A 23,871-nucleotide genomic window follows, 5' to 3' on the forward strand; every position below is an offset into this window, starting at 1 on the left:
CGCCGGCCGGAGAACGGAGAACACCCGACATGAACACCCGATCCCTTCTGATCCGCGGAGCCGCCGGACTGGCCGGAGGCGTCCTCCTGCTCGGAGTCGCCGGAACGGCCTTCGCCGCCGAGGTCAACTACGGCAGCGACGACGTCGACGTCAACGTCGACATCGCCGACCTCCCCGGGACCGGCGCCCTCTCGATGACCGTCGCCGCGGACTCGACGACGCTGACCGAGACCGGCTCGGACAACGTCCGCCGCCAGTTCACAGGCACCCTGCCGACCGTCACCATCACCGACACCCGCGACGCCGAGGACGTCTCCCCCGACTCCGCCTGGTACGTCATCGGCACCGCCAGCGACTTCGAGTCGGCCGACGGCTCCACCATCGGCGCCGAGAACCTCGGCTGGACCCCGGACCTGGTCGACGGCGGAGAGCTCGGCGAGGTCGCCGCCGGCGACCAGGTCGACACCGCCATCGACGGCGGCACCAACGGCGTCGGACTGAAGGGCAAGGAGCTGCTCGCGATCGTCGCCAGCAACTCCCAGCAGGTCAACCCCGAGGGCTCCTGGAGCGCCGACGCCGACCTGTTCCTCCGCACCCCCGTGAACGTGGACGCCGGCGCGTACTCGTCCACCATCACCCTGTCGCTCTTCGAGTGACCCGTCGCGGCCGGAGGATGCGCTCCCTCGGCCGCGACCCCACCACGGCCGACGCGGCCGGGCCCACCCGCCCGGCCGCGTCGTGCTTCTCCCGTGCGACCATGAGGTTCTGATGACTGCTCCGCGCCGCTCCGCCGCTCCCCGCCGCCCGCTCCTCCCCGCGCTCCTGGCGCTGGTCGTCGCCCTCCTCGGCGTGGGCGCCGCTCCGCTGGCCGTCGCGGCCGACGGAGCGATCACCTGGGCGGTCAGCCCCTCCACCGACGGCGTCCCCGACAAGCGCGCGTGGGTCGAGCTCGAGCTCGCCCCCGGCGCGAGCGCCTCCGACGAGGCGGTCGTGCGGAACCTCAGCGACCAGCCCGTGACCTTCCGCATCACCAGCGCTGACGGCTACTTCACCGACACGGGCCGCTTCAACATGCTCAACTCCGACCAGGAGTCGGTCGACGCCGGGCTGTGGATCTCCGCCCCCGAGACCGTGACCGTCGACCCGGGCGGCAGCGGCGTGGTGCCGTTCACCGTGACGGTCCCCGACAACGCCACCCCCGGCGACCACGCCGCAGGCATCGCCGCCTCCGTGCTCTCGCAGGGCACCGAGGCGGGAGGCGCGAACGTCGGAGTGGAGAGCCGCATCGGCTTCCGCGTGATGACCCGCGTGACCGGCGAGGTGACCCCCTCCTTCTCCGTCGAGGACCTGGCCAGCGACTACCGCCTCTCCTGGAACCCGTTCCAGCCCGGCTCCCTCTCGCTCGTGGCCGACGTGGTGAACACCGGCAACGTGCGCCTCCTGCTCGACGGAACGGCGAGCGCCCAGGGCGCCACCGCCCCCGTCGTCGCGGCCGACGCCCCCCAGCAGGAGCTGCTGCCCGGCGACCGGCGCAGCGTCTCGGTGCAGCTCGACGGCATCTGGCCGCTCTTCGGAGTCGGCGCCGACCTGACCATCGCGCCGACCGTCGCCGCTGCCGATCAGGAGCCGGTCGCCGCCGCTCCCGTGACGGAGTCGATCACGGTCGCGGCCGTGCCGGTCCCGCAGCTGCTCGTGATCCTCGGCGTCGCGCTCATCCTCGCGGCGCTGCTCGCCGGCCGCTCGCGCTCGCGCCGCCGCATCGCCGCCCTGGTGCAGCAGGCCAAGGAGGAGGGCCTCCGCGAGGGCGCGCGCGTCTCCTCCTGAGCCCCCTCCCTTCTCCCCTCCGTCGAGGGAACCCCGAGCCGTCGAGGGAACCCGCTACACCGGGTTCCCTCGACCGTCCAGGGTTCCCTCACCGCGCGGCCATGCGTCAGAGTGAGCGGATGACCACCACCTCCCTGGAGGCGCCGACTCGGCGTCTCGGCCTCATCGCGCTCATCGCGACCCTCGGCGGCCTCCTCTTCGGCTACGACACCGGCGTCATCAACGGCGCCCTGGAGCCGATGTCGGCCGAGCTGGGCCTCACCGCGCTGACCGAGGGAGTCGTCACCAGCTCGCTGCTCTTCGCCGCCGCGATCGGAGCGGTCTCGGGCGGACGCCTCGCCGACGCCCTCGGGAGGCGGACCACGATCCGGCTGCTCGCCGTGCTCTTCCTCGTCGGCGCCCTGGTCTGCGTCGTGGCGCCGGGCTTCGGCGTGATGGTCCTCGGGCGGGCGGTCCTCGGACTGGCCGTCGGCGGCGCCTCGGTGGTCGTGCCGATCTACCTCTCCGAGATCTCCCCCTCCGAGATCCGCGGCTCGCTCGCCGGCCGCAACGAGCTGATGATCGTGATCGGCCAGCTCGCCGCGTTCGTCGCGAACGCCGTCATCGGCACCGTCTGGGGCGAGCTGCCCGGCGTCTGGCGGATCATGCTCGCCGTCGCCGCACTCCCCGCCGGCGCACTCCTGCTCGGCATGACCCGGGTCCCGGAGTCGCCGCGCTGGCTGATCGCGCACGGCCGCCGCGACGAGGCGCTCGACGTGCTCACCACCATCCGCACGCCCGACCGGGCGCACGCGGAGGCGGAGACCATCGCCCGCTCGATCGGTGCGAAGGACGGCCCGAGGATCCCCCTGCTGCAGGCGCTGCGCGAGCGCTGGGCGGTGCGCATCCTGCTGGTGGGAATCGGGATCGGAGTCGCCCAGCAGCTCACCGGCATCAACTCGATCATGTACTACGGCCAGTCGGTGCTGAAGGAGGCGGGCTTCGACCACGACGGCGCGCTCGTCGCCAACATCGCGCCCGGGGCGATCGCCGTGATCGGCGGCCTGATCGGGCTGCGGCTCATGCAGACGATGAACCGCCGCACGACCCTCCTGCTCGGCTACTCCCTGACCACCGCGATGCACTTCCTGATCGGCATCGCCTCCGTCGCGCTCCCCGTGGGGAACCCGGCGCGGCCGTACGTGATCCTGGTGCTGGTCGTCGCGTTCGTGGGGAGCATGCAGACGTTCCTCAACATCGTCACCTGGGTGATGCTGTCCGAGATCTTCCCGCTGCGGATCCGCGGCATCGGCGTCGGCATCGCGATCTTCTGCCACTGGATCACGAACGCGGTCCTCGGCCTGTTCTTCCCCACCCTCGTCTCCGGGGTCGGCATCACCGGCACGTTCTTCCTGTTCGGCGCCGTCGGACTGCTCGCGCTCGTCTTCATCTGGAAGCGCGTGCCCGAGACCCGCGGCCGCGCCCTCGAGGAGGTCGAGGCCGGCGTCGTCTCCGGCGAGCTCCTGCGCCGCTGACGCCCGTCCTCCCCTCCCCTCCGCGAGATGCCACTTCGGTACGCCTGCGTCGGCGTGTCGCGTACCCAAGCGGCATCTCGCGGGAGGGAGGACGGGGCGGCGGCTACTGGTAGGTGACGAGGTCGGGGAGGGGGCGGACCTCGGCCATGGTCTCGGCGGGGGTGAGCATGGGCGTGTCCTCGTCGTAGAAGTTCTTCCAGCCCCAGGCGATGCCCTCGGGGGCGCCCTCGTGCAGCGCGTCCCAGGTCGCCTGCTTGTCGGGCTGCGAGCCCTGGCCGTCGACGTGGATGAGGAACTCCAGCTCGGGCCGGTCGCGGCGGATGCTGTCGCGGTCCTGCAGCATCGACAGCCGGAACTGGTGCAGCACGAACATCTTCGGCGGCAGCCCCTCGCTCTGCACCAGGTCGGCCAGCCACTCCGACACGCTGTCGACCTCGGCGGCCGAGACGCGCCCGATCTGCTCCAGCGGCTTCTGACCCGGCAGCAGGCGCCACTCCGGATCGAGCGCGAGGCCGACGTTGGGCAGCGTCAGCAGGTCCGCGTACTGCTTCGCCTGGGTGAGGAAGTCGGTCAGCCCCGACTGCAGGTCGAGCACCACGTACATCCCGGCGGCCTGCGCCGCGTCGATGTAGGGGCGGATGTCGGCGGCGTCGAGCTCGTTGGAGTAGTCGCCGTCCTTACCGGGGTCGCCCGCCGCGACCGTCGTGATGATCTCGAGGCTCGGCACGACCTGCTTACCGGTGAGCGCCCGGTACGGCTCCGCCACCGCCTCCGCCCGCGCGATCGTGGGCTCGAGGCCCTGCTCCCCCAGCACGCCGAGGACGGGTGCGCCCGGAGTGCCGTAGATCGCGACGAAGAGGTGCCCGCCGAACATCCGCTGGCCGCCGCCCGGCAGCTGCCAGCCGCTCGCGGCCGCGCGCACGGCCCACTCGGGCTCGGGCTGAGCGGCGAGCACGGGACCGAGCAGCAGCGTGCAGGAGGCGTCGGCCTCGGCGATCGCGGTCACGGCGCCGCCCGAGGCGAGCAGGTCGTCGCCGTCGACCACGGTGACGGGCACGCCGGCCGCGCGGGCGGTCGCGAGCGCGGCGACGTCGGCGTCCTGCGCGCGGGCCAGGCCGTGCAGGCCGGTCAGGGCGTCGGCTCGAGCCGGGAGGGTGCCGAAGGGAGCGTCGGAGGCGGTGGACGGCGCGGCGGCGGCGAGGTCGGCGAGCGCCAGGTCGGTCACGATCACGCCGGACGCGGTGCTGAGGGCGGCCGCGTCGGAGGCGGAGGCGACGACGTCGACGCCGGCGGGCGCGGTGACGTCGCCGATCGCGAGCACGCGGGTCACGCCGAGGCGGCCGAACTCGGCGGCGAGGGCGTCGGAGGTCGGGGCGGTGGAGGACGGAGCGGCGGACGGGGTCGCGGATCCGGTCGGGTCCGCGGAGTCGGACGGCGTCGCGGAAGCCGTGGATCCTGCGGCCGCGGCGTCCGCGGTCGGGGCGGGCGTCGCTCCGGATCCCGCCGAGCCGACCAGCAGCGGCACACCCCAGGCGATGCTCACCTGGGCGGCCCGCAGACGGGACTCGGCGACGTCCTCGACCAGGACGACCAGCGGAGCCGCGGCGAACAGGGCCGCACTCGCGGCGAGCGCGTCGGGGGCGAGCACCACCGGCCCGCTCGGAGCCGCGGTGCGGGTGCGGGGCGCCTCCTGCTGGGCGTCGTCCGGAGCGGAGGAGTCGGGCGTGCAGGCGCTGAGCAGCGGGAGCACCGCGAGACCGCCGATCACGACGCTACGGCGCGAGAGCCCGGAGCGGGAGGGGACGGAACGGGGTGTCGAGGGCATGGCAGACCTCTCCTCTCGGAGCCCGATCGGGACTCTCTGGTGCGTGGCTGGTCCTCTCGACTATCGCAGGCCCGGCGGCGGCGGACGCCGAGGGGGCCGTCCCGGGCGCGCCTCCGTCGCGGTCCGGACACGCCGAAGGGGAGCGGCGCCGCAGCACCGCTCCCCTTCGAGAGGCCGGATCAGACCGTGCGGGGGGCCTTCGCGAGGTTGGCCTCGAGCTCCTCGCGGTTCTGACGGACCACGTAGGCGGGGCGGTCGCGCTCGACGCGCCACGACTCGCTCAGCGGCGTGATCGCGACGGTGTCGAAACCGATCCGGTCGTAGAGGTCGGTCACGAAGTGGATCGCCTCGGGGTAGTCGCTCGACGTCGCGAGGGCGCGGCGGTCGGGCGTGCCGGCCGGGGTGCCGTCGGTGGTGATGTCGGCGGCCATGATGTGGTTGAACGCCTTGACGACCTTCGACTCCGGGAGGTGCTGCTGGAGCATCTCGCTGGTCGTGGTCTCGCCCTTGTCGAGCGCCTCGATGCGGCCGTCGCGCTCGAAGTAGTAGTTGTTCGTGTCGAGGACGATCTTGCCGGCGAGCGGGGCGACCGGCACCTCCTCGAGGTTCTTCAGCGGCACCGTCACCACGGCGATCTCGGCGGCCTCGGCCGCCTCCTGTGCCGTGGCGGCGCGGGCCTTCGGGCCGAGCTCCGCGATGAGGTCGGCGAGGGTCTCGGGGCCGCGCGAGTTCGCGATGACCACCTCGTCCCCGAGGGCGATGACCGCCCGTGCGACCTGGCTGCCGATGTTGCCTGCTCCGATGATTCCGTACGTCGTCATGCTGAGGAGAACGCGGAGGGCGCGCAGGCATTCCGCTCTGCGGCGTTCTCCCACGCCGCACCCAGGTCGGCCCGTCCCTCCAGTAGCCTCTGTCCTCGGGCGCCGCTGCCCGAGAAGGAGTCCGTGATGCCGCAGTTCGACCTCCCGCTCGACCTCCTCGAGCAGTACGCCCCCGAGATCGCCGAGCCCGCCGGGTTCGCCGAGTTCTGGCGCGACACGATCGCCGAGGCGAGAGCCGTCGCGACCGAGCCGCACCTCGAGCGGGTCGATGCCGGCTTCTCGCTGCTCGACACCTTCGACGTCACGTACTCCGGCTTCGGCGGCCACCCGATCCGCGCATGGCTGATCCTCCCCCGCGGCGTCGAGGGCCCCCTCCCCGGGCTCGTGACCTTCATCGGCTACGGAGGCGGCCGCGGGCAGCTCGCGGAGTGGACCGCGATGTCGGCCGCCGGCTACGCCCACCTGGTCATGGACACCCGCGGCCAGGGGTCCGGGCACCGCGCCGGAGCCACGCCCGACCCGGTGGGCAGCGGCCCGCACGCCGCCGGCTTCATGACGCAGGGCATCGAGTCGCCCGCGGAGCACTTCTACCGCCGCGTCTTCACCGACGCCGTCCGCGCGCTCGACGTGCTGTGCGCGCATCCCGCGGTCGACGCCTCCCGCGTGGCCGTCTCGGGCGGCAGCCAGGGAGGCGGGATCGCCCTGGCCGTCACCGGGATCCTGGGCCTGCTCGGCGAGTCGGAGTCGGCGCGCGCCGCGATCGTGGACGTGCCGTTCCTCTCCCACATCCCGCACGCCGTGCGGCTGGTCGACACGATGCCGTACGGCGAGATCGTGCAGTACCTGCACACCCACCGCGGTGCCGAGGCGCGCGTGTTCCACACCCTCTCGTACTTCGACGGCACCTCCTTCGCCCCCTACGCGCAGTCCCCCGCGCTGTTCTCGGTGGCGCTCCGCGACGACATCTGCCCGCCGTCGACCGTCTACGCGTCCTACAACCGCTACGCCGGACCCCGCGAGATCCGCGTCTACCCGTTCAACGGCCACGAGGGCGGCGAGGCGTTCCAGATAGGCGAGCACGTGCGCTTCCTGGGGCGCGAGCTGGCCTGACGCCGCCCCGGATCTTGCGAAATTTCGCGAGATGGGCCGCTGCGGACGAGATCGTGCCGCACGGCACGGCATCTCGTCCGCAGGGGACCACCTCGAGAGGCTCCCCGCTCTCGACGGGCGCCGCTTTGTGACGTCGTGCGTCGCCCTCGGTACCCGATCGCGGCTCCGCTGGGCACTATCGACTCCATGACCCGCCAGATCCGCTTCAACGCCTTCGACATGAACTGCGTCGCCCACCAGTCCTCGGGCATGTGGCGCCACCCCCAGGACCAGTCCTGGCGGTACAAGGACCTCTCGTACTGGACCGACCTGGCGAAGCTGCTCGAGCGCGGCACCTTCGACGGGATCTTCATCGCCGACGTGCTCGGCACCTACGACGTCTACGGCGGCTCGAACGAGGCGGCGATCCGCCACGGCGCGCAGGTCCCCGTCAACGACCCGATCCTCCTCGTCTCGGCGATGGCCGCCGCGACCGAGCACCTCGGCTTCGGCATCACCGCGGGCACCGCCTACGAGCACCCGTACCCGTTCGCGCGGCGCATGTCGACGCTCGACCACCTGACGAAGGGCCGCGTGGGCTGGAACGTCGTCACCGGCTACCTCCCCAGCGCCGCCCGCAACATGGGCCACGAGGACCAGCTGGAGCACGACGACCGCTACGACGTCGCCGACGAGTACCTCGAGGTGCTCTACAAGCTGTGGGAGGGGTCGTGGGAGGACGACGCGGTCGTCCGCGACCGCGAGTCCGGCGTCTTCACCGACCCGGCGAAGGTGCACGAGATCGGGCACCGCGGCAAGAACTTCACCGTCCCCGGCATCCACCTCTCGGAGCCGTCGGTGCAGCGGACCCCCGTCATCTACCAGGCGGGAGCCTCGCCGCGCGGCATCCGCTTCGCGGCGGGCAACGCGGAGGCGATCTTCGTCGCGTCCTCGACGAAGGCGGGCCTGAAGGCGACCGTCTCGCGCATCCGCGACGCTCTCGAGGCGGCCGGCCGCGACCGCTATTCCGCGAAGATCTACACCCTGCTGACGATCATCACCGCCGAGACCAGCGAGGCCGCGCACGAGAAGCACCGCGACTACCTCTCCTACGGGAGCGAGGAGGGGGCGCTGGTCTTCATGTCGGGCTGGATGGGCATCGACCTGTCGCAGTACGACCTCGACGAGCCGATCGGCAACGTGAAGAGCAACGCGATCCAGTCGGCCGTCGCCAACTTCCAGGAGGCGAACGAGGACGGCTCGGAGTGGAAGGTCCGCGACATCGCCAAGCTCAGCGTGATCGGCGGGCTCGGCCCGTTCGTCGTCGGCTCGCCCGCGGAGGTGGCCGACCACCTGCAGGAGTGGGTCGAGGAGACCGACGTGGACGGGTTCAACCTCGCCTACGCGATCACGCCCGGCACGTTCGAGGACGTGGTGGAGTTCATCGTGCCGGAGCTGCGCCGCCGCGGCGCGTACCCGGAGGAGTACGTCGAGGGGAGCCTCCGCCAGAAGCTGCACGGCCGCGGCGACCGGCTGCCGGAGGAGCACCTCGGCGCCGGATTCCGCTACGCGCCGGCATCGGTCTGACGCGAGGGGGGGCGGCGGGTCGCCGGGCTACAGGGGTCTCGATACGCCGCTCAGCGGCTACTCGCCCAGCATGAGGCGGGGGGCGGAGTCCGGTCACCGGGCGTCCGTCTCCTGCTGATCGAGCAGCGCGCATCGCCTGAGGAGATCTCTCTCCTGCTGATCGAGCAGGGTGCGCAGCGCGCGTATCGAGATCCCTCTCCTGCTGATCGAGCAGGGTGCGCAGCGCGCGTATCGAGATCCCTCTCCTGCTGATCGAGGAGCGCGCGTCTCGAGATCCACCCCGCTCCCGCAGTCACCCCGGACGCACGAGCACCCCGCCGCGATGCGCGACGGGGTGCTCGGGACGTGCGGAGGGGCTCAGCCCTCGAAGGTGGCGTCGAGCGTGATGTCGACTCCGGTGAGCGCCTTGCTGACAGGGCAGGTCTCCTTGGCCTCGTCGGCGGCCTTGAGGAAGGCGGCCTCGTCGATGCCGGAGACCTCGCCGCTCACGATGAGCTTGATGCCAGTGAGCTTGAATCCGCCGGCCGAGTCCGGGCCGAGCGAGACGTCGGCGCGGACGTCGAGCGCCTCGACGGTGCCGCCGGCCTGGCCGAGGACGGCCGAGAACTGCATCGCGTAGCAGGCGGAGTGGGCGGCCGCGAGGAGCTCCTCGGGGCTGGTCGAGCCATTGGCGTCGTCGGCGGCGCGCTTGGGGAACGAGACGTCGTAGGTGCCGATCTTCGAGCTCGAGAGCTCGACCTGGCCCTCGCCGGTCTCGAGCGAGCCGTTCCAGGCGGTGCGTGCGGTACGAGTGGGCATGAGTCCTCCTTGGGGGGGGCGGGGAGAGCAGTAGAACGATCGTTCTCCCCTGATGCGCCGAGCCTAGGTGGAACGCGCGTCGTCCTGCAACCACCGACCTCGGACCCTCGGCGAGATGCCAGTCCGGTACGCCTCCGTCGGCGTGTCGCGTACTGAAGTGGCATCTCGCGGAGGGAGGACGGGGGTGGCGGTCAGTGCACGAGCTTCAGGCCGACGACGCAGCCGACGATCCCGAGGACCAGCAGCGTGCGCACGAGCGAGAAGCCCTCGCCGCCGAAGAACATGCCGTAGAGAACGGTCAGCGAGGCGCCGATCCCGACCCAGACCGCGTAAGCCGTGCCGGTGGGCAGCTCGCGCATCGCGTAGGCGAGGCCGGCCATGCTCGCGACGACGCCGACTCCGAAGACGACCGACGGGCCGAGCCGGGTGAATCCCTCGGACTTGCCGAGGGCGGTGGCCCATACGGCTTCGAGGACACCGGAGAGGATGAGGACGATCCAGGACATGACGACTCCTTGTCGAGTCAGTCTTGTCGCGTTCCGGGTACTGCTCCCTCGTCCGGTCGCCGTCATCGGCTCACGCCAGTCTGGCGGACCCCCCTGTGCAGGCCCTGCGCGGCGTCGTCTCGCGAGATGCCCGCCCGCGGTCGAGATGCCGCGGCAGACCGGGGCATCTCGACCGCGCCGCCCCATGTCGCGAAATTTCGCGAGATGGGGGGCGGGTCAGGAGGCGGTGCGGCGGGAGGAGCCGCGCGTGGCGAGGTGCACGAGCACGCCGACCCCGAGCAGCACCGCGGAGTAGAGCCAGACCATCGGGTCCTGCTGGCTGAGCAGCAGCACGCAGGAGGCGACGCCGAGCACCGGGATCACGGTCCAGACCCGGAAGTGGGCGTGCTCGACCCGGTCGCGCCGCAGCACGAGCACCGACACGTTGGTGCTGATGAACACCAGCAGGAGCAGCAGCACCACGGTCTCGGCGAGGGTCGCCAGATCGCCGACGAGGGTCAGGAGGCACGCGGCCACGGTGGTCACCGCGATCGCCACCCACGGCGTCCGCCGGTTCGGCAGCACCCGCCCGAGCACGTCGGGGAGCAGTCCGTCCTTCGCCATCCCGTAGGTGACCCGGCTCGCCATGATCATCGTCAGCAGCGCGCCGTTCGCGACCGCGATCAGCGCGATGAGGCTGAACAGCCAGGCCGGGACGCCCGCTCCGCTCGCTGTCACCACGTCGAGCAGCGGCGCGGAGGATCCGGCCAGCTCGTCCGCGGGCACGGCGATCGAGCTCGCGAGGCCGACCAGCACGTAGACGCCGCCGGCCGTGAGGAGGGAGCCGAACAGGGCCTTCGGATAGACGCGGCTCGGGTCGCGGATCTCCTCGGCGATGTTCGCCGAGGTCTCGAAGCCGACGAAGGAGTAGTACGCGATGATCGCCGCGCCGAGCACCGCCAGCGCGGGAGCCTGCTCCGAGCTGAGCTCGACCGTGCGCGAGAGGTCGCCGCCGCCTCCCGCCACGAGCAGTGCGACGCAGGCGATCACGATCACGAGGCCGCCGACCTCGATGATCGTCATCACCGTGTTGCTGAGCAGCGACTCCGCGACGCCCCGCGCGTTCAGGCAGGCGACGAGGATCAGGAAGACGATCGCGGTCGGCACGGTCGGCAGGTCGAGGAAGGTGCCGAGGTAGTCGCCGGCGAACGCGAGCGAGAGGCCGGCCGCGCTGGTGACTCCCGCGGCGAGCATGGCGAAGCCCACCAGGAACGAGACGATCGGGCGCTTGAAGGCCCGCTGCGCGAACACGGCCGCGCCTCCGGCCTTCGGGTACTTGGTGACCAGCTCGGCGTAGGAGCCGGCGGTCAGCAGCGCGAGCCCGAGCGCGAGCAGCAGCGGCATCCAGACGGCGCCGCCGACCTCGGCCGACAGGGTGCCCATGAGGGCGTAGATGCCGGCGCCGAGCACGTCGCCGAGGATGAAGAAGTAGAGCAGCGGGCCGGTGATGCGGCGCTTGAGGGAGGTGCCGCCGCCCTCGGTCGCGGGGGTGTGGCTCGTGGTCGCCATGTCGTCCTCTCGTCGCGCACTCGGAGCGAGCACGACGGGCAACGGTAGGCGCGGGGCTCGCCGCGACGCGAGAAGGTTGACCGGCCGGGTGCGGGAGCGCTACGCGCGCGGCCCCTGGCCGGGACGGGAGGCGTCAGTCGACGACGACGTGCTCGCCACCGCGCTGGTCGGCGATCTCGCGGCCGACCTCCTCCGCCTCCTGGCGGGAGTCGTGGTGGCTGAGCGCGACACGCGCGCGGGCGATGCGGTTGTGCCAGCCCTGCTCGTCGGAGTAGGTCTCGATGGGGAGGGACGTGGTGCTCATGGTGCTCCTTCGTGGTTGCGTGCCCCTTCAGGACACCTCGTGCTCCCGCCGCGGACGAGCGGGTCGACGCCGGGCGCACGGACCGGACGCGCAGGAGCGCCCGGAGCCGCTGGGCCCCGGGCGCTCGGTCGGGTCAGGAGATCGCGGCGCGGAGGGCGGCCGCGGCGGCTCCCACGTCCGGGGCGCTGTATATGGCGCTGCCGGCGACGGCGACCTGGGCACCCGAGCGCTGCACGGCCGCGATCGTGTCGGTGCTCACGCCTCCGGCGACGGAGAAGGGGACGCCCGAGGAGGTGCCGTCGGTCAGCAGGGAGTCGAGGGTGTACCCGTCCTCCGCCTGCTCGTCGAGGCCGGCGTGCATCTCGACGAACTCGGCGCCGAGGGCGACGACCTGCTTCGCGCGCTCGGCCTTGTCGGGCACTCCGATGAGGTCGACGACGACGCCCTTGCCGTGCTTCGTCGCGGCCGTGACCGCTCCGGTGATGGTGCTGTCGCCGGCGACGCCGAGGACCGTCACCAGGTCGGCTCCGGCCGAGAAGGCCATGTCGGCCTCGAGCTCACCGGCGTCCATGGTCTTGAGGTCGGCGAAGACGATCTTGTCGGGGTGCGCCTCCTTGACGGCCGTGATGGCCGAGACTCCGGCGCTCTTGATGAGCGGGGTGCCGAGCTCGAGGATGTCGACGTGCGGCGCGGCCTGGGCGGCGAGCTCGAGGGCGGTCTCGGTGCTGAGAGTGTCCATGGCGAACTGGAGCTTCATGGGTGCTTCTTCCTGATCGGCGGGGCGGGAGCGCGGAGGTGCGGTCCCGGGTCGTGGGGGTCGGGTCATTCGAGGTTCGCGTGACGCGGCCAGAGGTCGTCTGGTCGGGTCATTCGAGATTCGCGTGACGCGGCCAGAGGTCGTCGGCGTCGATGCCGCTGCGCTTCCACAGAGCGTGGAAGAGCGCGTCCCCGGTGAGGACGACGGTCTGCTCGAACAGCCCGCCTGAGTACTGCGCGGAGGCGGTGCCGGAGCGGTCGAGCTTCTCGGCCGCGGGCACGACGACGACGGCGGAGGCGAGCTCGGCCAGCGGAGAGGAGCCGGCGGTGGTCAGCGCGGCGACCCTGGCTCCGGCGTCGACGGCGCTCTGCGCGGCGCGGACGATGCCCGCGGTGGTGCCGGAGCCGCTCGCGGTCAGCAGCACGTCGCCAGGAGCGATGGCCGGGGTGGTCGCGTCGCCGACGACGTGGACGCGCAGGCCCAGGTGCATCAGCCGCATCGCGGTCATCCGGAGGGCGAGGCCCGAGCGGCCGGCGCCGTGCACGAAGACCCGGTCGGCTCCGGCGAGGAGCGAGGCGACCTGCTCCAGCTGCTTGCCGCCGCCGCGGACGAGGGCATCGGCCGCGGCCGAGACCTCCGCGGTGATGACGGCGAGGGCGGAGGCGGGGGCCTGCGTCGGGTCGGTGGTGTCGCTCATGTCTCCAGCGTGCGCCGCTCCGTCCCGTCCGGCTGCCCCCTGACCGAGCAGGACGGCCTACCCGGTCGGGTGGGTCACGTGACTACGGGTAGGAGGGCGGGTAGGTTCGCGGGATGGACGACTCCGCTCACGCCTCCCGCTCGGCACTGCTCGAGCACGCCCGGATGGTCGCCGACCAGGCCGACCGGCACGCGGTGACGCTGGAGGCGGTGCTCGCCGCGCTCCGCTCCCCGCGGCTCGACGACCGGGCGGCGCGGGCGGAGGTGGTGGAGATCGCGACGAACGCGCTCGTCGAGCTGCGCACGGCGAGCGACGAGCAGCGCAGCGCGATGCTGGAGCCGGTGGTGGGGGCGTTCGCGCGCCTCCGCAGCGACCTCCGACCGCTGGTGCGGTTCGCCGATCTCGATGTGCAGTTCGTGGAGCCGCCGACGACCGGGCGCGCTCTGCCGGGCGAGGTGGCGCATGCGGCGCGGGCGATCGTCCGGGCCGCGGTGCTCGCCTCCGTCGAGGCGGAGGAGACGCGGCGGGTGCGGATCCAGTGGGACTGCGACGGCCTGAACCTGCTCATCGAGATCCGCGACGACGGCAGCGGGAGGCTGAGCGCCCGCGACGAGGCGCTCCGGCCGATCGCGGAGCGGGTGCGCGGGCTCGACGGCGGCCTTGAGATCACCTCGACCGCGGGCTGGGGGTCGACCCTGTCGATCCGCCTGCCGCTCGACCCGCCGGCGCAGCCGGACGGACTCGAGCTGGCGGCGCTGAGCGCCCGGGAGCGCGAGGTGCTGCACCTGGTGACGCTCGGCGCCTCCAACCGCGGCATCGCGGAGGAGCTCGGGATCAGCGGGAACACCGCGAAGTTCCACGTGTCGAACCTGCTGCGCAAGGCCGGGGCGCGCACCCGCGCCGAACTCGCGGCCCTCGCTCGCTGAGCACGGGCCGCCGCCCTCGCGAGATGGGACCGGGCGGACGAGATGTCCCGGCAGGCCGCAGCATCTCGTCCGCCCGGGGAGATCTCGCGAAATTTCGCGAGATCGGGGAGGGGAGGCGGGGCGGGGTCAGGGGCTGACCATGCCGCCGTTGACGTTGAGGGTCTCGCCGAGGACGTAGCTCGACTCGGCGGAGGCGAGGAACACGTAGGCGGGGGCCTGCTCGGCGGGCTGCGCGGCGCGGCCCATCGGCGCCTCGCTCGAGCCGAACTCGGGCAGGCTCTCGGGGTCGACGCCGCCGCTGACCTGCAGGGCGGTCCAGGTCGGGCCGGGGGCGACGACGTTCACGCGGATGCCCTTCGCGGCGAGCTGCTGCGCGAGGCCCTTCGAGAGGTTGTTGATCGCGCCCTTGGTCATCGCGTAGTCGAGGCGGTCGGGGGCGGGCTTGTGCGCCTCCGCCGACGCCGTGTTGATGATCGTGGAGCCCGCGGGGAGGTGCGGCAGCGCCGCGCGGATGATGCGGAACGGCGCGAACACGTTGACCGCGAAGGTCGTCTCGAACTGCTCGTCAGTGAGCTCGAGGACGTCCTCCTGCCAGATCTGCTTGCCGGCGACGTTCACGACCGCGTCGAGCCCGCCCAGGCCCTCGACCGCCTCCGCCACGAGCCGGGTGCAGTACTCGGCACTCGTGAGATCGCCGGGGATCGGCACGGCGGTGCGCCCCTCCGCGCGGATCAGCTCGGTCACGTGCTGCGCGTCCTCCTCCTCGCTCGGAAGGTAGGCGAGGGCGACGTCGGCGCCCTCGCGGGCGAAGGCGATGGCCACGGCGGCGCCGATCCCGGAGTCGGCTCCCGTGATGAGCGCGCGGCGGCCCGCGAGTCGGCCCGTGCCTCGGTAGCTCTCCTCGCCGAGGTCGGGCACCGGCGTCATCCGCGACTGCAGGCCCGGCTCGGGCTGCTGCTGCACCGGCGGGGTGACGTTCGGGTACTGCGTCGCGGGGTTCGTGAACGTGTACTGATCGGGCATGGCTCCTCCGTCCGCGGACCAGGGATCGGGCCGCTCACCCTCATGCAACGCGCCCGGACGGCGCCGGACCACCCGTACCCGCCCGCGGTCCGCTGTGGTACCGGCGCTCGGAGCAGGTGAACACCGGGCGGACAGGACCCGCCCCGTCCCCCTTCGCCGCGCAGGCGTGCGAGGCTTGATGGTCGCCTTCCCGCCCCCTCGCACTCAGGACACCGTGAACCCTCAGGACACCGCGAAAGCCCCCGCCTTCCCCTGGATCGGCCTGCTCACGCTCGCCGGCGCCGTCTTCGTGTCGGTCACCAGCGAGTTCCTCCCGACCGGCCTCATCCCCGACATGTCGCGCGACCTCGGCGTGAGCATCTCGCTCACCGGCCAGCTCGTCACGATCTTCGCCGCGACCGTCGTCGTCGCGACGACCCCGCTGACCCTGGTGACGCAGCGCTTCTCGCGCAAGAGCCTCCTCCTGGTGGCGCTGTGCACCATCGCGGTCGCCAACGTCCTCGCCGCGCTCGCTCCGACCTTCGGGCTGCTCATCGGCGCACGCGTCCTCGGCGGTCTCGCCCACGGCCTCTTCTGGGCGATCGTCGCCGCCTACTCCGCGCACCTCGTCGCTCCGGAGCAGCTCGGCCGCGCGACCGCGATCACGGCGGGCGGCGGATCCGCGGCCTTCGTCCTCGGCGTCCCCCTGGGCACGGCGCTCGGGCACGCGTTCGGCTGGCGGCCCACCTTCGCGATCCTCGGCGGCGTGGTCCTCGTGCTCGCGCTGATCGTGGTGAAGTTCCTGCCCGCGGTCGACCATCACATCCCGCTGCGGACCGGCGAGATCCGCCTGCCCGCCCGGAAGGACCGCACGCTCCCCCGCATCATCGGCGTCTGCGTCGTCATCCTCCTGGTGCTGATCGGCCAGAACACCCTCTCGACCTACATCACGCCCTGGCTCGAGAACGCCTCGTTCGCCCCCGACACAGTGCCGCTCGTGCTCTTCGCTTTCGGCGGTGCGGGGGCGGTCGGACTCGTCCTGGCCGGCTTCGCGACCGACCGCTTCCCCCGCTCCGGCTTCGTGGTCGCCGCGATCGCGGTCGTGCTGGCGCTGGCGGGCCTGGCCGTCGCCGCGGGCACCGGCGCCGCCACGGCCGTGGTCGTCGCCGCCGTGGTCTGGAACATCGCGTTCGGCGGCATCCCGGCGATGCTGCAGACCCGGATGCTGCGCACCTCCTCCTTCCAGCTGCGGAGCCTCGCCGCGGCGCTGCAGACGACGGCGTTCAACATCGGCATCGGCGGCGGCGCGGTCGTCGGCGGACTGGCCATCGACGCCAGCGGCCTCGACGTGCTGCCGTGGGTCGCGATCGTCATCGTCGCGGTGGGGCTCGTCGTCAGCCTGATCGTCGACGCCCGGGCGACGGCCGCGGTGCGGGCGGAGGCGGTCCCCAGCCGCTGATCGTGTTCACAACTCAGGAAGAATGTGCTCCGGCGCGCTCCGATCCGCGCGTTCGTGCTCCTCGTGGAACGTTCTTCCTGAGTTGTGAACACAGCGGCCTTCCTGAGTCGTGGGCGCGGCGGCGTTCCAGCGTCGTGAACACGGCCGCCTGCCTCCGTCGTGAACACGGCCGCCTGCCTCCGTCGTGAACACGGTCGCCTTCTCCGTTGAACACGGGGATGTCGTCCGCAGGGACGACGCGGTGCCCCGGGGAGCAGGGGATACGGTCGAGCGATGAGAGACGGAACCCGATGAGCCCGCGCACCCTCGAGCCGCCGCTGGCACTCCCCTACTACGGAGCCCCGCCGATGGCGGCCCTCCGCCGCTTCTTCGGCAACTACCTCCGCTTCCGCGGAAGGGCGAGCCGGGCCGAGTACTGGTGGATCATCCTCCTCGGCAGCGTGGTCACCGCGCTGCTGCAGATCGCCGACGGCGGTCGGTGGGGCCTCGACCTGACGCTGACGCCGTACCCCAGCCGCGGGCCCTTCGACACCGCATGGGTCGCCGCCGTCGCCGGGATCATCGGCCTCGCGACGCTGATCCCCTCTCTGTCGCTGGTCTGGCGCCGGCTGCACGACGTGAACCGCAGCGGGCTCTGGATCCTCGCGGGGCTCATCCCGATCGCCGGCTACGTGTTCCTGCTGATCCTGTTCGTGCTGCCGCCGCGCCCCGGGGGCGCCCGGTTCGACTGAGCTCCGCGAGGCCGCGAGCCCGCGCGTCTCGGGCGGGCGCCGCGTCCGGGCCGGGAGCCCGCGGCTCGGGTCCTCTACGCGCACCAGTCGCGCGAGCGTCCGTTGACGCTGCGGGAGGTGTCGCCGGTGCCGAGGTCGACGAGCACGGTCGAGGTCGCGCTGAAGCCCGGCTCACCCGGGTAGTCGTCCGGCCGGCCCTCGACCGAGACGGTCTCGACGGCGAGGTACTGCCCGTTCGGCGAGAGGCAGACGCCGCGGATGCGCCCCGTCGGCGAGGTGCGGAACACCTCCGAGGTTCCGGACGCGTCGACGCGGACGACGGAGTACTGGGTCGCACTGGTCTCCGGCGCGTACTCGGCCTCGAGCTCCACGTAGCTCCCGGAGTCGAGGAGCAGGATCTGCACCGGCGACGCGGTCGCGCTCACCTCCGCCGGCGGGAGGGCGAGCGTCTCGACCGAGCCGTCGGCCAGGTCGATCAGCGAGCCCGCCTCGGGGTCGGCCACCACGAGCCGGTTCGCGCCGGGCACGAATCCCCGCAGCTCCGCGTGCTGCCCGAGCGGGCTGATCGAGCCGGGCGTCAGCAGGTCGAGCAGGAGCACGGTGTCGTCGAGCGAGTGGGTGACGACGGAGGTGGTGCCGGGCACGAACATCCAGTCGCGCGCCCGCAGCGGACCGCCGTCGATCCCGAGCACGGGGACCGCCTCGGCCTTCTGGTCGGTGAGGTCGTAGGAGTAGAGGGCGCGGTCGAGCGGGCCCGACGGCGCCTGCCCGGTGAAGGTCCAGCCGAGCACGCCCTTCTCGGGCGAGGAGTGCAGCTCGCGCACGGTTCCGGGACCGGGGAGCGGGATGACGCCCTCGGAGCCGGTGTCGAGCGTGACCGTGCGGAGGAGGTTCGTGTCGTCGGGCTCGATGGTCACGACCACCAGCACCGGGCCGACGACGACGTAGTCCTGGATCCGGTCGGCCGTGACGAGGACGCGGGTGTCGCCTCCCGAGAGGGGCCGCACCCGGACGGCGTCGGGCTGCGACGGATCGTCGGCGGTGCGGTCGAGGGTGAAGAGGTCGGGGTCCTTGGTGGTGAAGGAGGCGGCGAGGTCGGAGGCGGACCCCGTCGCGGCGCTGCGGGCCTCGTCGATCCCGATCTCGTAGGTGGTGGCGTAGCGGAGGGTGTCGGTGAAGGTCACCGTGAGCATGCCGCCGTCGAGCTCGGCGGTGTGCGGGGCGTCCGGAGTCACGGTGACGCGGTCGAGCGCGTCCGGCTCGAGCGCCTGGTCGAGGTGCAGGCGAGCGCGGGAGCCGTCGCGCTCGACCACTCCGTCGGTGCTGACCTCGAGGGAGGCGACCCGGGGCCCCTTCGCGACAGTGGCGGCGGTGAGACCGCCGACCGCGAGCACGAGCACGGCGACGACGGCCCAGAAGAGGCGGGGGAAGCCGCGGGACCGTGCGGAACCGAGGCCGGGAGTCCGCCGCGCGCCGCTCCGGCCCGTTCCTCCGGTCCGGACCTCGGTCGCGAACGGATCAGTAGACATACGGCATCGAGGGCTCGTCGATCGGGGTGACCGAGTCCGGCTCCAGCACGACCGCCTCGGCGCTGGTGACACTCGGATTCGCGCCGAAGCCACCGCTCGCCTCCAGCCACTGCCCCTCCGACCAGGTGTCGGCCCAGCCTGCCTGGTGGACCGGCACGCCCACCGGCTGCGCGTCCACCGCGCAGCAGGTGACCACGAAGCGGGCGATGTAGAAGACGTTCTCGGGGTCGGAGGCGTCGGGGGTCACGAATCCGCTCACCGTGGCCGTGCGGCCGGCGAGGAACTGCTCGCTCGCCCCCTGGCGCAGCAGGGTCGCCCAGTCGCGCACGCTGAAGGAGGCGGTGTCGCCGGTGGGCGCCGCGGCGGTCACCGAAGCGTCGACGGCGCTGGTGTTGACCTCGCGCTGCGTCGCGGTCGAGGCGGTGAGAGCGGCCGGCGGGAGCACGAGCAGGGCGACGGCGGCCGCGGCGATCACCGCGACTCCGGCCGCGACCGCGACCACCCGGCGCCAGGGGCGGACGGGCGCGGGGGCGTGGAGGTGCTCGACGTCGCCCTCGTGCTCGTGGGCGTCCTCCTCAGCGCCCGGCACCACCGCGAACGCCGCGATCAGCAGCACTCCGGCGATCACCGCGAGCACCACCGAGAACTCGAAGTAGCGGGGATGGATGTAGAGGCCGAGCCGACCGGTCGCCGCGAGCCACAGGGTCGAGACGACGCCGATCAGGCTGAGGACGACGCCCTTCCAGCGGGCGAGGAGCCGCTCAGAGCGCATAGTTCACCGCCAGTCCCAGCACGGCGGCGGCGAGGGCGACCAGCACGGTGACGCGCACCAGCGTCGCGGCCGAGAAGGTGGTGCGCAGCAGCGCGAGCATCTTGACGTCGATCATCGGGCCGAAGACGAGGAACGCGATGATGCCTCCCGGCAGGAACGTGGAGCCGAACGAGAGCACGAAGAACGCGTCGACGTTCGAGCAGATCGAGATGACGAAGGCGAGCACCATCAGCGCCAGCACCGACCAGAGCGGGTCGCCACCGAGCGTGGTCAGCACGTCGCGCGAGACGCCGACCTGGATCAGCCCCGCGATGGCGGCGCCGACGAACAGCGCCGGCATCATCGCCCCGGTCTCCTCGGCGAACAGCAGCACGCTGCGCCGGGAGCGGTCGCGGAGGGAGCGGGAGGGCCGCTCGCCCGCCTCGCACGCCGCGCGGAAGCGGTCGGTGAGCAGGCTCATCGGCTCGGAGTGGCGGCTGAAGATCCAGCCGACGAGGTTCGCGATCGCGAAGCCGCCGACGATGCGCCAGACGAGGATCCCGTCGGCCCAGCCGAAGGCCTGGTAGGTCGTGACGATGGTGATCGGATTCACGATCGGCGCGGCGAGCAGGAACGTCATCGACTCCGACACCGAGAGGCCCTTGACGATGAGCCCGCGGGCGAGCGGCACGTTGCCGCACTCGCAGACCGGGAGGAGCACGCCGAGCAGCGAGATCACGAGCCGCCGCGGGAGCGCCCGCTTCGGCAGGATCCTCAGCAGCACGGCCTCGGGCACCCACAGCTGCACGGCGATCGAGAGGACGATGCCGAGGAACACGAACGGCAGCGACTCGATGACGACGCTGATCGAGAGGGTGAGGAAGTCGCGCACCGCGTCCGAGAGGGCGTCGCCCGCCGCGTCCGGGGCGAGCAGGCGCGTCGCCACGAGGGCGGCGACCAGGACGAGCCCGAGGAGTGGCCCGCGCCGCGACCGCCGGGCGCCCGGGGACGCGCGGGTCGGGGCGGCGAGCGCGGATTCGGGGGACATCCCGACCCATCGTAGGCGGGGTGCGGGCGCGGGCCTCGGGCAGGCGTGCGGAGCTGCCGGGTACGCGGACAGAGGGTCTGCGCGCGAGTGTCCAGAAGTTGTCGCACTCGGTAGGCGAGTGCGACAACTCCTGGACACTCACGGGAGCAGGCACCCGCAAGCACACGCGCGCGCCGCTCCGAGGAGCGAGTGGTCAGAAGTTGTCGCACTCGAGGGGCGAGTGCGACAACTCGTGGACACTCGCGGGAGCAGGCACGTCCGGGGCGGGGCGGCCGGCGGGTGCAGGATGAGCGCATGCCCGCCTCCCCCGCGCACCCCCTCCGCGTGCGGATGCAGCCGCGCGCGATCGACGAGGCGCACCGCGTCTCGAGTCCGCTCGAGCTGCTCGTCGACCTGACCTTCGTCGTCGCGATCGCTCAGATCGCCCAGCAGCTCGCCCACGCCACCGAGGAGGGGCACCTCGCCGAGGGGCTCCTCCCCTTCGGCATGGTGTTCTTCGCGATCTGGTGGGCGTGGATGAACTTCACCTGGTTCGCGTCCGGGTACGACACCGACGACGTGCCCTACCGGCTGCTGACCCTCGCTCAGATGGGCGGCGTCCTGGTGCTCGCGGCCGGAGTCCCCGCCGGCTTCGAGGAGGGCGACTACCGCGCGATCACCATCGGCTACGCGATCATGCGTTTCGCGCTGGTGAGCCAGTGGATCCGCGTCGCCGTGTCGACTCCGGAGCACCGCACCTCCGCCGTGCGCAACGCCGTCGGCTTCTCGATCGTGCAGGTCGGCTGGCTGCTGCGGCTGCTCCTGCCCGAGGAGGTCGGGGTGGTGAGCTTCCTGCTCCTGGTCGCCTGCGAGCTGGCGGTGCCCCTCTGGGCGCAGCGGGCGGGGGACGCGAACTGGCATCCGCACCACGTCGCCGAGCGGTACGGGCTGTTCACGATCATCCTGCTCGGCGAGGGCGTCCTCGCGGCGGTGATGGGCGTGCAGCGGGCGGTGACGGAGTCGGGCGTCAGCACCTCGCTCGTGCTGGTCGCGGCCTGCGGGCTGGTGATCGTGTTCGCCCTGTGGTGGCTGTCGTTCTCGCATCCCTCCGGCGAGCTGCTGGAGCAGCGGCGCGGGCTCTCCTACCGCTGGGGCTACGCGCACTTCGCGGCGTTCGCGGCTCTCGCGGCGCTGGGATCCGGGCTGGAGGCGGCCGTCGCCGCGACCGCGGGCCACCTCGAGGCGTCCGACACGGTGATCGGCGCGGCCGTCGCGGTGCCGGTCGCCGCCTTCGTGCTGACCCTGTGGGCGGTGCACGCGCCGCTCGGCGAGCATCAGCCGATGCCCGCGCGCCTGGCGCTCCCCGGCGTCGCGCTGGCGCTCGCGACTCCGCTGCTGGCGGGAGCGCTCGGCGTGGGCGGTGTGCTGGTCGTGCTGGCCGCGGTGTCGGCGGGGCTGGTCGCCGTGGTGGTGGCGCGCGGGCGCACGGCGGACTGACGGGGCGGCGCGAGAGGCGCGTCGTGGGTGCGGAGGAGCGGCCGGCGCCTCGAGACACCGCGCTCGCCGCGAGACGCCGGAGCGGAGACGGTGTCTCGGCGTCAGCGGGACGCTTCAGCGACCGCGGCGGCTCCCCTGCGCGGCGGGGGCACGAGGCGGCACGACAGCACGTCGATCGCCGGGACACCGCGCTGACAGCCGAGACGCCGGGACGGGAGCGGTGTCTCGGCAGCGGAGGGACGGCTCGGCGGAAGCTGCGGCCGTGGCGTCAGCGGCGCGCGCGGGGCGCGGCAGCGGCTACCGCCGGCGCGGCGACGGCTCCGGCCGGCGGGGCACCCAGCAGCGGACGCGCGAGCGGTAGCGCTCGAAGTCGGCGCCGAAGCGGGCGGCGAGGTCCGCCTCCTCCAGCGGGCGCACGGCCTGGTTCCAGGCGACGGCGCCGAGGAGCGCGTACAGCACGACCAGCCACGACGAGAGCAGCAGCCCGACCGCCACCCCCTGCGCGATGCCGGCGACGGCCATCGGGTTGCGGACCCAGCGGTAGGGGCCGGCGATCACCAGCCGATTGGTCATCGCGATCGGCAGCGGCGTGCCGTCGCCGAGGAGCGACATCGTCAGCGCCGACCAGATCCCGAGCGCGCTCGCCGCGACCAGCAGCACGACGCCGAGGCCGACGACCGCGGGCGGTGCCGCTCCGGCGCCCACGCCCCAGCGCGCCTCCAGCGCAGCGATCACCAGCGGGATCACGACCAGCGCGCCTCCCCAGAACACCGCGATCTGCCCGAGGGTCGCCGCGAGGTGCGAGCCGGGCCGGCGGCCCGCGGTCGCGACGCGGAACGAGAAGGGACCGGAGGCGATCCAGCGCGTGGGCACCCGCCCGAGCAGGAGCAGGCACGCCGCGACGACGGAGCCGCCCGCCGCGGCGAGCATCGCGACGACGCCCCAGCCCGCTTCCCCCGTCAGGGTGGCCCAGACGGCCAGCGCGACGGCGACGAGGAGCGTCCAGGCCGTCGCGGTGACGGCCGCCCAGCGCATCCCGGCCGCGGCGAGAGCGGAGGCGCCGACGAACAGCGGGAGGTCGAGAGCCGCGACAGGAACGGGATCGAGGCTGCCGAGCGTCGCGATCCGCACGGCGGGGACGAACGCCACGGCGGCCCACCACGCCGCGCCGCCGAGCGCCTGCACGGCGAAGTAGAGGCGTCCCCAGGGCATGGCTGCACGGTACTTCATAGCTGAATCCGAGGAACGACCCAGGGCGTAGACGGGCTCGGCACCCTAGGCTCGGAACCAGTTCCCGCCGCCTCCACGAGAAGCGGCCCACCACGACGCCAAGGACGACGCCGATGAACCGCACGACCGTGATCACCGCACTCGCCTGCGGGCTCCTCCTCTCCGCCGCCGCAGCCACTCCCGCTGTCGCCGCGACCTCGGACACCGCCGGGGACTCCACCCGCTCCGTCGACGAGTTCGGCGTTCTCGCCGCGACCGACGGCGACACCCTGCTCATCAACGGGCGCGCCTTCCTCCTCGAGTAGGCCGGGGCCCCGACTCGAGCGGTCACTGGCCGCTGAGCGAACAGCGACCCCGGATGTTCAGACACCCCCTCTAGGGTGACGCTACCCACGCCCGGTCCGCCGGCCGTGAACCGGATCCGCACCTCGTGATCCCGCGAGGGGTGC

At 72.8% G+C, this 23,871-nt stretch carries 23 protein-coding genes and 1 riboswitch; of the genes, 10 read left to right on the top strand and 13 right to left on the bottom strand.

What is annotated here, in order from left to right; translation table 11 throughout:
• Nucleotides 1–29 precede the first annotated feature (29 nt).
• The 3 genes from GSU45_RS15030 (at nucleotide 30) to GSU45_RS15040 (ending at nucleotide 3,338) form a co-directional block, all read left to right on the top strand.
• A complete protein-coding gene (locus GSU45_RS15030) occupies nucleotides 30–656 on the top strand; it encodes a hypothetical protein (RefSeq protein ID WP_159916116.1) in 627 nt (208 codons plus the stop codon).
• A gap of 112 nt (nucleotides 657–768) precedes the next feature.
• Nucleotides 769–1,824 carry a DUF916 domain-containing protein gene (locus GSU45_RS15035; protein WP_159916118.1) on the top strand — a complete coding sequence of 352 codons (1,056 nt, stop codon included), beginning with the start codon at nucleotides 769–771 and terminating at the stop codon, nucleotides 1,822–1,824.
• A gap of 119 nt (nucleotides 1,825–1,943) precedes the next feature.
• Nucleotides 1,944–3,338, top strand: coding sequence for a sugar porter family MFS transporter (locus GSU45_RS15040; RefSeq protein WP_244248137.1), 1,395 nt, complete (start codon nucleotides 1,944–1,946; stop codon nucleotides 3,336–3,338).
• Nucleotides 3,339–3,441: 103 nt separating this feature from the next.
• On the opposite strand, the gene GSU45_RS15045 is transcribed toward GSU45_RS15040, so the two are convergent.
• Nucleotides 3,442–5,163, bottom strand: coding sequence for a hypothetical protein (locus tag GSU45_RS15045; RefSeq protein ID WP_159916122.1), 1,722 nt, complete (start codon nucleotides 5,161–5,163; stop codon nucleotides 3,442–3,444).
• A 179-nt stretch (nucleotides 5,164–5,342) separates the two neighbouring features.
• Entirely contained in the window at nucleotides 5,343–5,984 is a 642-nt protein-coding gene (locus tag GSU45_RS15050; RefSeq protein ID WP_104227021.1) for an NAD(P)-binding domain-containing protein, read from the bottom strand.
• A 126-nt stretch (nucleotides 5,985–6,110) separates the two neighbouring features.
• Here GSU45_RS15050 and GSU45_RS15055 point away from each other — a divergent pair, with 126 nt between their 5' ends.
• Both GSU45_RS15055 and GSU45_RS15060 read left to right on the top strand, forming a co-directional pair.
• A complete protein-coding gene (locus tag GSU45_RS15055) occupies nucleotides 6,111–7,094 on the top strand; it encodes an acetylxylan esterase (RefSeq protein WP_159916124.1) in 984 nt (327 codons plus the stop codon).
• Between the two features lie 186 nt (nucleotides 7,095–7,280).
• Complete coding sequence (locus tag GSU45_RS15060; protein ID WP_159916126.1) at nucleotides 7,281–8,660, top strand: LLM class flavin-dependent oxidoreductase; 1,380 nt, start codon at nucleotides 7,281–7,283, stop codon at nucleotides 8,658–8,660.
• 357 nt (nucleotides 8,661–9,017) lie between these two features.
• Here the strand turns inward: GSU45_RS15060 and GSU45_RS15065 are convergent, their stop codons facing one another.
• The 6 genes from GSU45_RS15065 to hxlB form a co-directional block, all read right to left on the bottom strand.
• Nucleotides 9,018–9,458 carry an OsmC family peroxiredoxin gene (locus GSU45_RS15065; protein WP_104222378.1) on the bottom strand — a complete coding sequence of 147 codons (441 nt, stop codon included), beginning with the start codon at nucleotides 9,456–9,458 and terminating at the stop codon, nucleotides 9,018–9,020.
• A gap of 191 nt (nucleotides 9,459–9,649) precedes the next feature.
• Entirely contained in the window at nucleotides 9,650–9,964 is a 315-nt protein-coding gene (locus GSU45_RS15070) for a multidrug efflux SMR transporter (RefSeq protein WP_104222377.1), read from the bottom strand.
• 11 nt (nucleotides 9,965–9,975) lie between these two features.
• A riboswitch (guanidine-III (ykkC-III) riboswitch) is annotated at nucleotides 9,976–10,039 on the bottom strand.
• A gap of 141 nt (nucleotides 10,040–10,180) precedes the next feature.
• Entirely contained in the window at nucleotides 10,181–11,512 is a 1,332-nt protein-coding gene (locus GSU45_RS15075) for an APC family permease (RefSeq protein ID WP_159916128.1), read from the bottom strand.
• 133 nt (nucleotides 11,513–11,645) lie between these two features.
• On the bottom strand, nucleotides 11,646–11,816 hold the full coding sequence (locus GSU45_RS15080) for a DUF2188 domain-containing protein (RefSeq protein WP_159916130.1): 171 nt from the start codon (nucleotides 11,814–11,816) through the stop codon (nucleotides 11,646–11,648).
• A gap of 133 nt (nucleotides 11,817–11,949) precedes the next feature.
• Nucleotides 11,950–12,573 (bottom strand): 3-hexulose-6-phosphate synthase, encoded by a 624-nt coding sequence (gene hxlA, locus GSU45_RS15085; protein ID WP_159916132.1) that lies wholly within the window; start codon nucleotides 12,571–12,573, stop codon nucleotides 11,950–11,952.
• 109 nt (nucleotides 12,574–12,682) lie between these two features.
• A complete protein-coding gene (gene hxlB, locus GSU45_RS15090) occupies nucleotides 12,683–13,270 on the bottom strand; it encodes a 6-phospho-3-hexuloisomerase (RefSeq protein ID WP_159916134.1) in 588 nt (195 codons plus the stop codon).
• 113 nt (nucleotides 13,271–13,383) lie between these two features.
• On the opposite strand from hxlB, the gene GSU45_RS15095 reads away from it, so the two are divergent.
• A complete protein-coding gene (locus GSU45_RS15095) occupies nucleotides 13,384–14,196 on the top strand; it encodes a LuxR C-terminal-related transcriptional regulator (protein WP_159916137.1) in 813 nt (270 codons plus the stop codon).
• A 126-nt stretch (nucleotides 14,197–14,322) separates the two neighbouring features.
• On the opposite strand, the gene GSU45_RS15100 is transcribed toward GSU45_RS15095, so the two are convergent.
• On the bottom strand, nucleotides 14,323–15,219 hold the full coding sequence (locus GSU45_RS15100; RefSeq protein WP_159916139.1) for an SDR family oxidoreductase: 897 nt from the start codon (nucleotides 15,217–15,219) through the stop codon (nucleotides 14,323–14,325).
• Nucleotides 15,220–15,433: 214 nt separating this feature from the next.
• Between GSU45_RS15100 and GSU45_RS15105 the strand changes: the two genes are divergently transcribed.
• Nucleotides 15,434–16,657 carry an MFS transporter gene (locus tag GSU45_RS15105; RefSeq protein WP_159916141.1) on the top strand — a complete coding sequence of 408 codons (1,224 nt, stop codon included), beginning with the start codon at nucleotides 15,434–15,436 and terminating at the stop codon, nucleotides 16,655–16,657.
• Between the two features lie 290 nt (nucleotides 16,658–16,947).
• Nucleotides 16,948–17,388 (top strand): DUF805 domain-containing protein, encoded by a 441-nt coding sequence (locus GSU45_RS15110; RefSeq protein WP_159916143.1) that lies wholly within the window; start codon nucleotides 16,948–16,950, stop codon nucleotides 17,386–17,388.
• A gap of 74 nt (nucleotides 17,389–17,462) precedes the next feature.
• On the opposite strand, the gene GSU45_RS15115 is transcribed toward GSU45_RS15110, so the two are convergent.
• The 3 genes from GSU45_RS15115 to GSU45_RS15125 are packed head-to-tail and all read right to left on the bottom strand — an operon-like array spanning nucleotide 17,463 to nucleotide 20,716.
• Nucleotides 17,463–18,917 carry a hypothetical protein gene (locus GSU45_RS15115; protein ID WP_159916145.1) on the bottom strand — a complete coding sequence of 485 codons (1,455 nt, stop codon included), beginning with the start codon at nucleotides 18,915–18,917 and terminating at the stop codon, nucleotides 17,463–17,465.
• Nucleotides 18,907–19,689, bottom strand: coding sequence for a TIGR03943 family protein (locus GSU45_RS15120; RefSeq protein ID WP_159916147.1), 783 nt, complete (start codon nucleotides 19,687–19,689; stop codon nucleotides 18,907–18,909). Before GSU45_RS15120 ends, GSU45_RS15115 begins: the two co-directional genes overlap by 11 nt.
• Complete coding sequence (locus GSU45_RS15125) at nucleotides 19,679–20,716, bottom strand: permease (protein ID WP_159916149.1); 1,038 nt, start codon at nucleotides 20,714–20,716, stop codon at nucleotides 19,679–19,681. The genes GSU45_RS15120 and GSU45_RS15125 overlap by 11 nt, the downstream gene beginning before the upstream one ends.
• 294 nt (nucleotides 20,717–21,010) lie before the next feature.
• Here GSU45_RS15125 and GSU45_RS15130 point away from each other — a divergent pair, with 294 nt between their 5' ends.
• On the top strand, nucleotides 21,011–22,192 hold the full coding sequence (locus GSU45_RS15130) for a low temperature requirement protein A (protein ID WP_208543451.1): 1,182 nt from the start codon (nucleotides 21,011–21,013) through the stop codon (nucleotides 22,190–22,192).
• 297 nt (nucleotides 22,193–22,489) lie between these two features.
• Here GSU45_RS15130 and GSU45_RS15135 read toward each other — a convergent pair whose 3' ends face one another.
• Nucleotides 22,490–23,404, bottom strand: coding sequence for a methyltransferase (locus GSU45_RS15135; RefSeq protein ID WP_159916151.1), 915 nt, complete (start codon nucleotides 23,402–23,404; stop codon nucleotides 22,490–22,492).
• A 131-nt stretch (nucleotides 23,405–23,535) separates the two neighbouring features.
• Between GSU45_RS15135 and GSU45_RS15140 the strand changes: the two genes are divergently transcribed.
• Entirely contained in the window at nucleotides 23,536–23,727 is a 192-nt protein-coding gene (locus tag GSU45_RS15140) for a hypothetical protein (protein ID WP_159916153.1), read from the top strand.
• The last annotated feature ends 144 nt before the right edge of the window (nucleotides 23,728–23,871 follow it).

It is taken from the genome of Rathayibacter sp. VKM Ac-2801 (assembly GCF_009834245.1).
Taxonomy (GTDB): Bacteria; Actinomycetota; Actinomycetes; order Actinomycetales; family Microbacteriaceae; genus Rathayibacter.

Excerpts from the sequence above, each read along its gene's own strand:
- GSU45_RS15030 (WP_159916116.1), top strand. The coding sequence starts at position 30 with ATGAACACCCGATCCCTTCTGATCCGCGGAGCCGCCGGACTGGCCGGA.
- GSU45_RS15035 (WP_159916118.1), top strand. The coding sequence starts at position 769 with ATGACTGCTCCGCGCCGCTCCGCCGCTCCCCGCCGCCCGCTCCTCCCC.
- GSU45_RS15040 (WP_244248137.1), top strand. The coding sequence starts at position 1,944 with ATGACCACCACCTCCCTGGAGGCGCCGACTCGGCGTCTCGGCCTCATC.
- GSU45_RS15045 (WP_159916122.1), bottom strand. The coding sequence starts at position 5,163 with ATGCCCTCGACACCCCGTTCCGTCCCCTCCCGCTCCGGGCTCTCGCGC.
- GSU45_RS15050 (WP_104227021.1), bottom strand. The coding sequence starts at position 5,984 with ATGACGACGTACGGAATCATCGGAGCAGGCAACATCGGCAGCCAGGTC.
- GSU45_RS15055 (WP_159916124.1), top strand. The coding sequence starts at position 6,111 with ATGCCGCAGTTCGACCTCCCGCTCGACCTCCTCGAGCAGTACGCCCCC.
- GSU45_RS15060 (WP_159916126.1), top strand. The coding sequence starts at position 7,281 with ATGACCCGCCAGATCCGCTTCAACGCCTTCGACATGAACTGCGTCGCC.
- GSU45_RS15065 (WP_104222378.1), bottom strand. The coding sequence starts at position 9,458 with ATGCCCACTCGTACCGCACGCACCGCCTGGAACGGCTCGCTCGAGACC.
- GSU45_RS15070 (WP_104222377.1), bottom strand. The coding sequence starts at position 9,964 with ATGTCCTGGATCGTCCTCATCCTCTCCGGTGTCCTCGAAGCCGTATGG.
- GSU45_RS15075 (WP_159916128.1), bottom strand. The coding sequence starts at position 11,512 with ATGGCGACCACGAGCCACACCCCCGCGACCGAGGGCGGCGGCACCTCC.
- GSU45_RS15080 (WP_159916130.1), bottom strand. The coding sequence starts at position 11,816 with ATGAGCACCACGTCCCTCCCCATCGAGACCTACTCCGACGAGCAGGGC.
- hxlA (WP_159916132.1), bottom strand. The coding sequence starts at position 12,573 with ATGAAGCTCCAGTTCGCCATGGACACTCTCAGCACCGAGACCGCCCTC.
- hxlB (WP_159916134.1), bottom strand. The coding sequence starts at position 13,270 with ATGAGCGACACCACCGACCCGACGCAGGCCCCCGCCTCCGCCCTCGCC.
- GSU45_RS15095 (WP_159916137.1), top strand. The coding sequence starts at position 13,384 with ATGGACGACTCCGCTCACGCCTCCCGCTCGGCACTGCTCGAGCACGCC.
- GSU45_RS15100 (WP_159916139.1), bottom strand. The coding sequence starts at position 15,219 with ATGCCCGATCAGTACACGTTCACGAACCCCGCGACGCAGTACCCGAAC.
- GSU45_RS15110 (WP_159916143.1), top strand. The coding sequence starts at position 16,948 with ATGAGCCCGCGCACCCTCGAGCCGCCGCTGGCACTCCCCTACTACGGA.
- GSU45_RS15115 (WP_159916145.1), bottom strand. The coding sequence starts at position 18,917 with ATGTCTACTGATCCGTTCGCGACCGAGGTCCGGACCGGAGGAACGGGC.
- GSU45_RS15120 (WP_159916147.1), bottom strand. The coding sequence starts at position 19,689 with ATGCGCTCTGAGCGGCTCCTCGCCCGCTGGAAGGGCGTCGTCCTCAGC.
- GSU45_RS15125 (WP_159916149.1), bottom strand. The coding sequence starts at position 20,716 with ATGTCCCCCGAATCCGCGCTCGCCGCCCCGACCCGCGCGTCCCCGGGC.
- GSU45_RS15130 (WP_208543451.1), top strand. The coding sequence starts at position 21,011 with ATGCCCGCCTCCCCCGCGCACCCCCTCCGCGTGCGGATGCAGCCGCGC.
- GSU45_RS15135 (WP_159916151.1), bottom strand. The coding sequence starts at position 23,404 with ATGCCCTGGGGACGCCTCTACTTCGCCGTGCAGGCGCTCGGCGGCGCG.
- GSU45_RS15140 (WP_159916153.1), top strand. The coding sequence starts at position 23,536 with ATGAACCGCACGACCGTGATCACCGCACTCGCCTGCGGGCTCCTCCTC.